Here is an 11964-nt window from a genome sequence, read left to right on the forward strand (position 1 = left end):
CGTGGCTGCACCCGGGTTAGGCCACCCCGAAGCGGCGCTTGTTCTTTTCTTTCTTTGTGACGCCACCTTGTCCCTCGCCAGCCATCTCAACCAAGTCGGCGCGGGCGCGGGCAACGCGGGAACGGATCGTGCCCACGCGGACGTTCGCGATCTTCGCGGCCTCGGCGTAGGTGTAGCCCAGGACCTGCGTGAGGATCAGAGCCTCGCGGCGTTCCTCCTCCAGCTGGTCGATGAGGGCGCGAGTGTCCACCCATTCCGCCCAGCTCTGCCCGCCAGTGGTTTCGGCGGCGGGGGTGGCGCTGGTGGCGTCCTCAATCTCCGTGGCGGAACTGCGGGGGCGGGCCATATCGTGGCGTACGCTATCGACCCACACGCGGCGGGCGAGGGAGAGGATCCAGGTGCGGGCCGTGGAGCGGGCGGCGAAGCGCGGCAGGGCGCTCAAAACACGCAGGTAGGTCTCCTGGGTGAGGTCGTCCGCACGGTCGGTATCGGCCAGGTGAGCCAGCAGGCGCCACACGTCGTCGTGCGTGGCGGAAATGAACTCGGTCAACGCCTGGCGGTCGCCGCTGGCGGCGCGCAGGGCGAGGTCGGTCACAGCGGCATCGTGCGCCTGACTGCTGGTTGCCTGGCTGGTCATGGACAAAGCCTAACACGCGGGGGCGGAAGTTCTGGCAAGGTGGAATGCATAGCCAAAGCTATTAGGTATCTGGAGGTACCCATGACTGCTACGAATAATGACCGCACCAATAACGACCCAATCACCACGGCCAAGGACGTCGCCTCCCGCGGCGTGTGCCCCTACTCCGGGGCTTCGACGAACGTGAATGGTTCCCCGGTCAGCACCGAGGAGCACTCCGCGACCGTGGGCGAGCAGGGTCCGCTGTTGCTTTCCGACGTACACCTGGTGGAAAAGCACGCGCACTTCAACCGCGAACGCATCCCGGAGCGCAACGTGCACGCTAAGGGCTCCGGTGCCTTCGGCGAGCTGACCATCACCGAGGATGTCTCCAAGTACACCAAGGCGGACCTGTTCCAGCCGGGGCGCGTGACCCCGATGCTGGCCCGCTTCTCCACCGTCGCGGGCGAGCAGGGCTTCCCCGATGCGGTGCGCGACGTGCGCGGATTCTCGCTGAAGTTTTACACCCAGCAGGGCAACTACGACATCGTGGGCAACAACACTCCGGTGTTCTTCCTGCGCGACGGCATTAAATTCCCGGATTTCATCCGTTCCCAGAAGCGCCTGGCGGATTCCGGCCTGCGCTCTGCGGACATGCAGTGGGATTTCTGGACCCGCTCCCCGGAGACCGCACACCAGGTGACCTACCTGATGGGCGACCGCGGCATCCCGACGGATTTCCGCCACATGGACGGCTTCGGCTCCCACACCTACCAGTGGATCAACGCCGCCGGCGAGCGCTTCTGGGTGAAGTACCACTTCAAGACCCGCCAGGGCTGGGACTTCTACACCGACGACGAGGCCGCTAAGGTCATTGCTTCGGGCAACTTCGATTCCTCCCGTCAGGATCTTTATGACGCCATCGAACGCGGCGATTACCCGACGTGGGATGTGAAGGTGCAGATCATGCCTGTCGCCGAGGCGGAGGATTACCGCTGGAACCCGTTTGACCTGACGAAGACCTGGTCGCAGAAGGATTACCCGCTGATTCCGGTCGGCCACTTCACGCTGAACGAGAACCCGCAGAACTTCTTCGCTCAGATCGAACAGGCCGCCTTCGCACCGTCGAACCTGGTGCCAGGCATTGGGCTGTCCCCGGACAAGATGCTGCTGGCTCGCGCTTTCGCCTACGCCGATACGCAGCGTTACCGCCTGGGAGTGAACTTCCACCAGCTGCCTTCCAACCGTTCCGTCGTGGCAGAGAAGAACTACTACACGGCCAAGGATGGAGCGGGTAACCAGGAGTTTCCGCCGGCCGGCACTCCGGTGTACTCCCCGAACCGCTTCGAGCGCGGCGAGGGCGCAAACGACGTCAATGACGGTTCCGGTGCTGTCGAGCAGGGCGTGGCGGCAGGTGAATCCCAGTACGGCTTCGGTCGCGGCCAGGAATCCGCAGTGACTGCAGCGGAGGAGCTGGGCCTGTTCGACGACCTGCATGGCACTGACTTGACCCGCGGGGCTTACGTCCGCCACCCGGAGGACGACGACTTCATCCAGGCGGGCCAGCTGGTACGCGAGGTTTTGGATGACGCCGCCCGGGAGCGCCTGGCAAACAACATCGCAGGCGCGATGGACGGTGTGTCTGACCAGGTGGCTGAGCAGTGCTGGACCTACTGGGGCAAGGTCGACGAGAACCTGCGCGACCGGGTGAAGGAAATCTTCACCGGCAAGTAGCCGCCACTGGCCGCAGCGCGGCGCTCGCCGGTTCACGTAGGCTGGGCGCCACAAAGAACCAAACAGACAGTTTTGTCGAAAGGACTGGTTTACTCATGAGCGAGGCACTGTACACAGCAAAGGCACTTTCCACTGGCGGCGGCCGCGATGGCCACGTCGCTACCGATGACCGCCAGATCGACCTGGATGTTCGCCCGCCGAAGGCGCTGGGTGGCTCCGGCGAGGGCACGAACCCGGAGCAGTTGGTCTCCGCAGGTTGGGCCGCCTGCTTCAACGGCGCCCTGCAGAAGACCATCAAGGAGGCTGGCGTGGACATGAGCCAGTCCCCGGAGGTCGCCGTCGAGACCACCCTGAACAAGGTTCCGGAGGGCTTCCGCCTGTCCGCGAAGATCACCGCCACCGTCTTCGGCGTGGATCAGGCCAAGGCCGACGAGCTGGTCGCGGATGCTCACGCATTCTGCCCGTATTCCAAGGCAATGCGCGGCGAGATCGACGTTGAGGCTGTCGCCGTCGTCGGCTAGTTCCGCCCCCGCAAAAGCAAAAACGAGTCCGCCCCCACCAAGGAAGTGGGGGCGGACTCGTTTTCTATTGGCGCTACTGGTCTTGAAGTTGCGCCCGCAGGCGCTACTTGGGCTCCTTCGCCCGCTGACCACCGGACAGCGGCACGGTGTGGTCCCAGTGCGTCGCATGCAGCGCGCGGCCCATCACGTATGAACCGACGGCGCCGATCACCAGCAGCGCAGTGATGGCGACGATCGCGCGGATCAACTCGCCCAGCACAAACCCTTCCGTCGACCAGGAGTAAACCAAGTTGGCGCTGATCAGCAGGGGAAGCCCCACGCCGACAGCTGGACCGACCATGTTGACCTGACTGAGGGCGTCCGGAGCAAGGTACATCGCGCGGGCAGAAACAAAGATGAAGATCGCACCGAGAATGGCGAGCACACCCGCGGTAATCGCGCCGAGCCAACCCGGCTCGCTGAACTCGACCATTTCGCCGGCGGCGGCGAGGACAGTTGTGGACATTTAGCGCCTCCCTCGAGAAATGATGCGGGCATAAGCGATCGTCGACAGCGCGCCGAACAGGCCGGCGAACAGTGCGACCTCATAGGTGATCGCCGTGTGGTGGAAGATCGAATAACACAAAAACAGGCCTGCCATCGCCATAAACACCATGTCGGAAAGGACGGCGCGGCGGGCGTCATTATGCGTAGAAACAGCGCGCCACAGCACCGTAAACAGCGCGACAACAACAATGGCGGCGGCGATGCCCACCAGGATATTTAGTAGGTCCCTGGGCTCCATCTACTTGCCTTCCTTCGGGTTGTTCTTCGGATACAACGGGTCGTACAAGGTCTCTCCCGGTTTGGTGCGGCCTTCCTGGTCGGGTTTGGACGCCCCCAGGTTGTCCCCGCGGAAAGTATCAATATCGGGGGTTGCATTGGAGATCCGGGCTTTGGCGCGCTCGGCGTTTCGGCGGGCGATCTCGTAGCGCTCCTTGCGATCCATGTCGCGCACGTCGGAGGGGTTCTTCTCCTCCTCGTCGGACTGCAGGATCGCGGCGACGAACGCGGCGGCGTGCGGAGTGGAATCCACCTTCTCCACGTCGAAGACCGTCTCGTCGGATGCGCGGCCACCGCGCGAACCGCGGAAGCCACGTGGGCCTGGGCGGCCCTTCTCCACCAGGTACTGCACATCGAAGTGCAGCGGCTTATCCTTCACCGACGGGGCGAGGTGCTCCTCCATGTCCGCCAGGCTGGCCAGCAATTCTTCCGGGTCCGCGCCGTACATGGCGTGTACCGCGAGGAAGCGCTGGACGTGGTCCAGGCCGTGGGTGTTGAACTCCGAGCGGGCCACAGCGAAGGCATCCTTAGTGCTGCGCTCGCCGGCGGCTGCGTCGTAGTCGACCTCCTTCGGGCCGGTTACGCCTAGGGAGAGCGTTCCGGGGGTCATGGTGATCGAGGCGATGAGGGCTGCGATGTCCCGCTCGCTGGTCACGCGCAGCGGGTAGTAGATCACCACCGGCGCGATGTTGCGGCCGGTGCCGAGGGTATCGGTCGCCATGACGACCGACTCCTTGATGATCTGCCCGGTCAGCCAGGCGGCGTACTTCAGCGCGTGGCCGGTGGACTTCACTGCTTGGACAATATTGAACTTTGCCATGGCTTAGTGGCCCTTCCCGTCCTGAGCCTGCTGCTCCTTGTCGGTCTTTACGTTGGCTTTGGCGCTGGCGGCGGCATTGGCTTCGGTGTCGACGTTATCCAATCCGCTCGGCCCGGGCGGCAGGACCGCGCCGACGGCTTCATCCGGATCGCCGAGGACTGCCTCGACATAAGCGGTCGTGTCGGTCAGATTATCGGCGGCCTTGTTGACCTGCTGGAAGATCGGCCCGGCGCCGATGAACATGCCCACGGAGATCAGCATCATGACTGCCGACGGCCACACGTAACGGCGCGGTACGCGCAGCTCCGGGTCGGCCTCGTTGGCGTTCATCTGGCGCCCCCAGAACACCTCGCGCCACACGTAGATCATGGAAACCAAGGCGCCGATGGAGGAGACGATGATTGCGCCGATGACCAGCCAGGTTTTCCACGTGCCGTCCTGGGCCACGCCGAAGACTAGAGCCAGCTTGCCCCACAGGCCGGAGAACGGCGGCAGGCCGACGATTGCCAGCGCACCAGCTGCGAAGACGACTGCGACGAAGCGGTCGCGGCGCATGAGACCGGAGAGCTTGCGCACGCGGCCGGAACCGTAGGTCTCCTCGATCGCACCGGAGGCCATAATGAGGGCCCCGGCGACGATCATGTGGTGCAGCATGTAGAACAGCCCGGCGCTGATCATCAGGCGCGCATCGTGGCTGAGGAATGCGAGGCTGATCAGGATGAACGGGATGCCGTTGACCATCTGGTAGGCGATCACGCTGCGCATCGTGGTTTCGCCCAGGCCGGCGAAACCACCGATCAGCATGCCCAGCACCACGATCACCAGGATGGCCCAGGACCAGGTGGGGTCGCCCTCGAAGATGGTCAGGTACACGCGGAAAATCGCGTAGATGCCGACCTTGGTGTGCAGGCCGGAGAACAGCGCCATCACGGCCGGGGAGGTGGAAGGGTAGGCGCGGGGCAGCCAGGTGTGGACCGGCGCCACGCCCGCCTTCACGGCCAGCGCCAGCAGAACCACGCCCAGCGGGATCACTAGCTGCCACTGGTTGCCGAAGACTCCTTCGGCAAACTCGGTGCCGCGGGGTCCGGCTGCCCCCGCCAGGGCGGCGAGGTTGGTGGTGCCCACCACGGCGTAGACCAGTACCACGCCACTCAGCAGCACTAGGGAGGTCACCAGGTTCACGATGATGAACATCCTGCCCGCCGCCAGGCGAGCCCACGTGCCGGTCATCGCCAGCAGGCCGAAGGAGGGCATCAGCATGACCTCGATGAACACGAACAGGTTGAACAAGTCCGCGGTCAGCAGCGCACCCCATACGCCGCCGATCAACATGAGCGTGAGGGCGGGGTAGAAGCGGGTGCGCGTCTCGCCGACGACGTCGGCGAACCAGTTGGAGATCAGGGCGACAACGGAGGTCGTCAGGATCATAATGCCCGCCAGATTGTCGGCGGCCAGCGGGATGGAGATACCGCCGACGAACCCGCCGACGTTATCGACCAGCACCGTGTTCGGCTCGTTGACCTTCACCAGGACCCAGACGCCGCCGACGATGCCGAATGCCGGCACCAGCAGGCCCAGCGCGCGGCGGAGGCTCATCCACGGAGCCATCGCGGCAGCGGCCGCAGCCAGCAACGGGATGGCGATAAACAGACTGAGGAGGGAACCTTCGGTCATTACTTCTGCGCTCCCTTCTGTTCGTCCTTACGTTCCTTGCCGGTGGTGCTGGCCGCGGCTTCGTCTGGGCCGTCCTCATCGGCGGTGGAGTGGACCTCCGTGTAGTCGTTCGCACCGAGCTTCTTATCTTCGTGCTCTTTGACCACTCCGCCGTGGGCCTTGGCTTCCTCGTAGTTCTTCCAGCCCATCGTCTGCAGGGTGCGCAGGCGGCGGGAGGCGGTCTCTACGTCGTCGCTGCCGAACGTGTCGTCGTCGCGGCCGAGCGCGGCCATGGCCAGCATCACGGCGGTGGAGGCCATGGAGATCACGATTGCCGTCAGCACGAACGCCTGGGGTAGCGGGTCGGCTGCCTGCTCGGGGGTCGCGCGATCCATCAGCGGATCCATGCGCCACGCGCCGATGCCCGCAGCGAGGATCAGGAGGTTAACCGCGTGGCTCATCAGCGTGATGCCCATGATGATGCGCAGCATTCCGCGCTGCATCACCAGGTACACGCCGCCGCCCATCAGGATGGCGATGATAGCTGCGATGATCACTGGTTCTCTCCCTTCTTCTCGTCCTGTTCTTTCTTTGTGAGGCCATCAGGCTCCACAGCCTTGGCCTCAGATCCATCCTTGAGGTTCTTCACCGGCGCGCGGGCCGCCTCGCGCTCGGCCCGATGGGCCTCCTCCGCAGCCTTCGCAGCAGCGGAGACCTGGGAGGGGTTGAGCGGGATGTTGCTGCCGCCGACAGTCACAGCCACAGGCGATGGCTTCTTGGCGGGATCCGCCTTGCCCTCAATGGGAGTGGGGCGCTTGCCCTTGGAGTTCAAGCCCATCTTCTGAGTGGCAGTCTGGGCGCGGAACTTAGACTTCAGCGTTGCCGGGTCAGTACCCGGACGCTCGCGGCCGCCCATCTGGTTGATGACGATGACGATCAGGCCGAGCACTGCCAGGTACACGCCGCCGTCGAAGATCAGCGAGGTGGACACGTGCTGGCCCAAAATCTCGGCGTGGATTGGGGATAGGAAGCCATCCTTGAAGTAGCCGATCAGGCCGGTGATCAGCGCCATCGCTATGCCCGCGCCGACGAAGGTGTAGGCCACCTGGTCGGTGAACATCTTCTTGGCCCGAGCCTGCGCCAGGTAGTACATGAAGATGCCGCAGGCCGCGATCAGGGCGGCGACGAAGCCGCCGCCGGGGGACTGGTGGCCGCGCCAGAACGTGGCGGCGGACAGCAGCGCCAGAATCGGGATCAGCGGGTACATCGTCATCCGCGAGTTAATGGAGTTCAGGTGCGTGGAGCGCAGGTACTTGGAGTAGAACGGCGCCAGCTCCGGAACCTTGTGCACATCCGGGAAGCGGGTGGAACCCGGGGCGCGGAACAGCTCCGCGGTGGAACCCGGACCGTAGCCCGGAACCGGGGAGCGGGGGATGGACTTGATCAGCGCGGCGATGACGATGCCCGCCATGCCCAGCACCGTCAGCTCGCCCAAGGTATCGAAGGCACGGAACTCCACCAGGATGACCGCGACCACGTTGTTGCCGCCGGAGATCTCCGGGGTGTTCTCCAAGTACCATTGCGCGATCGCGGGCTTCTCGTGACGGCCGATAAGCAGCCACACGCCCAGGAAGGTAATCACACCGACCAGCACCGCCAGAACTGTGGCGAAGCGGGTACGGTTTGCGCCTTCGCGCAGGTACAGGCGCGGCTGGTGGCGGATCACCAGCATCATGATGACGACCACGCAGAACTCGACCAACAACTGGGTGGTGGCCACGTCCGGTGCGCCTAGTGTCAGCATGACCCAGGAAACGCCCACGCCGACCACACCGACCAGCACCACGGAAGCCAGGCGCGAGCGAGTACCAATCATCACGAGCACACTCAAGCCGATAATCACCAGGCCAACGAGGTCCACGATGCTGTCGATCCCCTCGACACGCGGCGGCAGATCCGCCAGCCCCTCCAGGCGACCCGGCCCCAGCAGGGAGAAGCCCGCCAGCACAATCAGCGAGGCGAAGATCCACACCACGTGCCGGTTGGGGTTCACAGAGTTCGCCAGGCGGCCAAACGCGCGGCCCACCTTGGTCGAGCGTTCGATGAATGCGGAGATCATCTCCGCGCCCGTTGCCACCCCGAGACGCTTGCCCTCGAGCGGCTGGAGCAGGGGGCGTCGATAAATAACAACAATGACGCCCGCGACCAGCACCGCGAGAGAGATCCAGAGCGCTACCGTCAGGCCGTGCCAGAGCGCCAAGTGTGTGTGAGCGTGGCCCAGACCCGTGGCATCGACGACCTGGTCGAGAGTCTCGTCGAAGAGGCCCAGGAACGCGACCCCCGGCAGGGAAAGCACGCCCGGCAGCACCGCGGGAATCCACAGGTTCGCCGGGGCCTCCTTGACGTGCGAGACATCCTTCGGGCCGTCGATGAATGCGCCGAAGACATAACGGGCGGAGTACACGAAAGTGGCTAGCGCGCCGATACCCGCTGCTACCAGCAGGGTAACTACGCCGGCGTTGCTAAACGGTGCTTCTTCGAAGGCGGTGAGCATGCCTTCCTTCGATACAAAGCCGAAGGTCGGTGGAATCGCAGCCATTGACGCCGCCGCGATCACAGCGGACACAAAAGTAAAGGGCATCTGGCGCCACAGCGGGCCGAGACGACGAATGTCTCGCGACCCGGCCTGGTGGTCAACTACGCCGGCGATCATGAACAGCGAGGACTTGAACAGCGCGTGGGCGGCCGTGTGAACCAGCGCGGCACTGATGGCAAAAGGAGTGCCCACACCAATGGTGGCGACGATCCAGCCCAGCTGGGAGACCGTGGAGTAGGCCGTAAGCTTCTTCAGATCCGTCTTCTGGATGGCGAACACGGCGCCCATGATGGCGGTGGTCATGCCAATGACGATCAGCAGGACGTGCCAGGCCATCACACCCTCGAACAGGCCGGAGAAGCGCAGCAACAGGTACACGCCAGCCTTGACCACAGCGGCGGCGTGCAGGAAGGCGGAAACCGGGGTGTCCGCGGCCATAGCCTCCGGCAGCCAGAAGTGGAAGGGGATCTGCGCGGCCTTCGAGAACGCGGCCAAGGCGATAAGAACCGCGACGATGGCCAGGCGCACGTCCTGGCCCTCCCAGGCGGGGGAGTGCAGCATGGCCGAAAGGTTGGTGGTGCCCGTGGTGATCACGCCAATGGCCAGGGCCGCCAGCAGGAACAGGCCACCGATGAAGGTCAGCAAGAGGGTGCGGATGGAACCGGCCTCGCCGCCGGAGCCCGAGCGGGCGATGAGGAAGAACGACGCCAGGGATACCAGCTCCCAGCCGATGAACAGCAGAGCAACGTCGTCCGCCAGAACCAGCAGAAGGACTGCCAGCATGAAAGAGGTCATGAGCACGTAGAAGCTCATGATCTTGTCGCCCTTGTGCAGGTAAGCGGCGGAGTAGATGAAAACGACCGCGCCGATGAGCAGCGCCAGGAGGGTGAAGAACAGCCCCAGGGAATCCATCTTCAGGGCCAGGTCTAGGCTGCCTTCGCTGGCTGCGCCTGCTGTGCCTCCTGCACCGGCTGCACCCGCTCCACCGCTCGCGCCGGTGAGGAAGCCTTTGATCCAGGTGACGGACCAGGTGGCTGTCTCTCCGTTAAGTATCGGGTCGGCGTGCTTGATCACATATCCTGCGAGTCCCAGGAAGGTCAGACCTAACGGCCAGCCAGCGTTTCGATCAAGCGTTTTGACCAGCAAGGGAACGAGGATGAGCGCCACCGCGACGGTGACGGGGATGGCAAGGAGAGCCACGTTGGTTCAACACCCCAATGTTTCTATAGTTGTTCGATCACCTTGAATATTCACTGAATAACCACGTACGACATCACGGTGCCGTCGCAAAGCGACGACCTCGCGGAGCCGTGCTGAGCTCCGACATCAGAAGGTCGTGCTGAGCCGAACTAGATCGCGGGCCCAATGAGGCCTGAAGGTGTCAAAGTTATTCAAGTGATCCACTGGGGTGCCGGCAAAATAATTCCGGTCCATCACGACGCGACGTGATCGGAATAGTTATACGACGGTCACAGTTTATCAGGCGCCACTTAGGGCTGTTCAGGGCGCCAGGCCTGGCGCCCGCATGTGCAGGGGATTTGCTGGGTTGAGCGCTGGGTGGGGTGCTGGCTGCGGCCCGCCGGGGTTCCCAGGTTCCCGACAACGACGAAGCCCGCCAGCACCGTTTCGGTGCCAGCGGGTTCTAATGGTCGGGATAACAGGATTTGAACCTGCGACCCCCTCGTCCCGAACGAGGTGCGCTACCAAGCTGCGCCATATCCCGGTCTGGAGCGGCACGTTAGTTTTGCGAACTGTGCAAAGCCAGCGGCTGCAACTCGAATTACTATAGCCCGCACAGGGGGCATTTTTCAAAATGGCAGCGTATCGGGCCTTTTGGTGCCCCAGCAATCCCGTAGCCCTCGCGGGAACCAGTCAGGACTACCCAGCTACTCCGCCGACTTCTCCACAATGTGGATCAACGTCGCCGACGGACGGCAGAAAATACGGAAAGGAACGTACTTAGAGCTGCCCAGCCCGTTGGTCACGTGCAACCACATACGTTCGGTCCAACGGGAAAGCCCGCGCGCCCGGCTCCTGTCAATGCCGCAGTTCGTCACGATGGCGCCCCCACCCGGCAGGCACAGCTGCCCGCCGTGCGTGTGACCGCTCAGCACCAGTTGGTATCCATCGGCGGCGAAGCGGTCCAGAACGCGCGGTTCGGGGGAGTGGCTCAGCCCGATGGTCAGGTCGGCGTCACTATTAGGGCGCCCTGCGATCCGCGAGTAATCGTCCAGATCGTGGTGAGGGTCATCCACGCCCGCGATAGCCAGCTTGATCTTCTCTGGGCTGGTCAGCGAACCAGTCGCGGCGGGGTCGATGGCGAACTCGACGGTGGCGTTCGAGGCGTCGTGCCAGCCGCGCTCGATGAAGGCCGCGCGCAGCCCCTTCCATGGCAGCTGCACCTGGGAGGGCTTGCGTTTCTTGCCCAGCAGGTAGATGAAGGGGTTCACTGGGCGCGGCGCGAAGTAGTCGTTGCTGCCGAACACGAACACTCCGGGGCGTTCCAGCAGCGGCCCGAGCGCGCGGAGTACTCCCGGCACGCCGTCTTCCTCGCCGAGGTTATCGCCTGTGTTGACCACCAGGTCCGGGTCCAGGCGGTCCAGCGCGGCGACCCATTCCTGCTTCTGCTTCTGCTTGTCTAGCATGTGCAGGTCGCTGACGTGCAGCAGCCGAAAGCTATCCCAATCGTCGGGTAGCGTGCCGGGCTCAAGCAGCGGCACTGTTACCTCGTGTAGCTGGAACTTTAAGGTTTCTTTATATGACGCCGCAGCGACCGCCGCGCCGACCGCCCCAATTCCGAGCGCGCTTTTCAGCACGTTGGCGGGGGTGAGCAGACGTTTGCGGGGTTGGGCTGGGGAGTTCCGACGATTGTTCTTCACGTTCCCCAGGGTATCGCTTCGCCCGTGGGTGGGACATACCCGCCGCGCGCGGCGAGTGGCGCACAGCGGGGGCGCCAAGTGGGGGGGTGTCCCTATGTTTTTGTCAAGCGTCAGGCCGATGTTGACGAGAACAGTCTTGGGAGTAGTTTCTTAGGCGTGCCTAGGAGCCGGCCAGCGTGTGCTGGTCGGCTTCGTCTTTGGTCTTTATGCGGCGACGGGGCGTGGCGGGATTTCGCGGAAGAACTCCTTGTTTTTCAGCATCGCGTAGATGACATTGCATCGGCGTCGTGCCAGGCAGATGACTGCTGCGTTGTGGCGTTTTC

The 11964-nt window shown here is 63.9% G+C and carries 10 protein-coding genes and 1 tRNA gene; 2 read left to right on the plus strand and 9 right to left on the minus strand.

Features of this window, described 5'->3' with window-relative positions; genetic code table 11:
• Window positions 1–16 precede the first annotated feature (16 nt).
• Window positions 17–637 carry an RNA polymerase sigma factor gene (locus tag MHX66_RS09490; RefSeq protein ID WP_034984504.1) on the minus strand — a complete coding sequence of 207 codons (621 nt, stop codon included), beginning with the start codon at window positions 635–637 and terminating at the stop codon, window positions 17–19.
• Between the two features lie 81 nt (window positions 638–718).
• On the opposite strand from MHX66_RS09490, the gene MHX66_RS09495 reads away from it, so the two are divergent.
• The gene (locus MHX66_RS09495) at window positions 719–2350 is read left to right on the plus strand and encodes a catalase (protein WP_239202543.1); all 1632 of its coding nucleotides are present in this window, start codon (window positions 719–721) and stop codon (window positions 2348–2350) included.
• A 95-nt stretch (window positions 2351–2445) separates the two neighbouring features.
• Window positions 2446–2871: an organic hydroperoxide resistance protein gene (locus tag MHX66_RS09500; RefSeq protein ID WP_239202545.1), complete on the plus strand. Its 426-nt coding sequence runs from the start codon at window positions 2446–2448 to the stop codon at window positions 2869–2871.
• Between the two features lie 103 nt (window positions 2872–2974).
• Here the strand turns inward: MHX66_RS09500 and MHX66_RS09505 are convergent, their stop codons facing one another.
• The 8 genes from MHX66_RS09505 to MHX66_RS09540 form a co-directional block, all read right to left on the minus strand.
• Complete coding sequence (locus tag MHX66_RS09505) at window positions 2975–3376, minus strand: Na+/H+ antiporter subunit G (protein WP_071057576.1); 402 nt, start codon at window positions 3374–3376, stop codon at window positions 2975–2977.
• Window positions 3377–3655 (minus strand): monovalent cation/H+ antiporter complex subunit F, encoded by a 279-nt coding sequence (locus tag MHX66_RS09510; RefSeq protein WP_239202547.1) that lies wholly within the window; start codon window positions 3653–3655, stop codon window positions 3377–3379. It lies immediately after the preceding gene.
• A complete protein-coding gene (locus MHX66_RS09515; RefSeq protein ID WP_239202549.1) occupies window positions 3656–4513 on the minus strand; it encodes a Na+/H+ antiporter subunit E in 858 nt (285 codons plus the stop codon).
• 3 nt (window positions 4514–4516) lie between these two features.
• Complete coding sequence (locus MHX66_RS09520; protein WP_239202551.1) at window positions 4517–6187, minus strand: monovalent cation/H+ antiporter subunit D family protein; 1671 nt, start codon at window positions 6185–6187, stop codon at window positions 4517–4519.
• Window positions 6187–6723 carry a cation:proton antiporter subunit C gene (locus MHX66_RS09525; protein WP_239202553.1) on the minus strand — a complete coding sequence of 179 codons (537 nt, stop codon included), beginning with the start codon at window positions 6721–6723 and terminating at the stop codon, window positions 6187–6189. The genes MHX66_RS09520 and MHX66_RS09525 overlap by 1 nt, the downstream gene beginning before the upstream one ends.
• The gene (locus tag MHX66_RS09530) at window positions 6720–9962 is read right to left on the minus strand and encodes a DUF4040 family protein (RefSeq protein ID WP_239202555.1); all 3243 of its coding nucleotides are present in this window, start codon (window positions 9960–9962) and stop codon (window positions 6720–6722) included. The genes MHX66_RS09525 and MHX66_RS09530 overlap by 4 nt, the downstream gene beginning before the upstream one ends.
• A 446-nt stretch (window positions 9963–10408) precedes the next feature.
• Window positions 10409–10485 (minus strand) — tRNA-Pro (locus MHX66_RS09535).
• Window positions 10486–10648: 163 nt separating this feature from the next.
• Window positions 10649–11641 carry a metallophosphoesterase gene (locus MHX66_RS09540; protein WP_370646299.1) on the minus strand — a complete coding sequence of 331 codons (993 nt, stop codon included), beginning with the start codon at window positions 11639–11641 and terminating at the stop codon, window positions 10649–10651.
• Window positions 11642–11964: the final 323 nt, after the last annotated feature.

Source organism: Corynebacterium sp. ACRPH, assembly GCF_022347285.1.
Taxonomy (GTDB): Bacteria; Actinomycetota; Actinomycetes; order Mycobacteriales; family Mycobacteriaceae; genus Corynebacterium.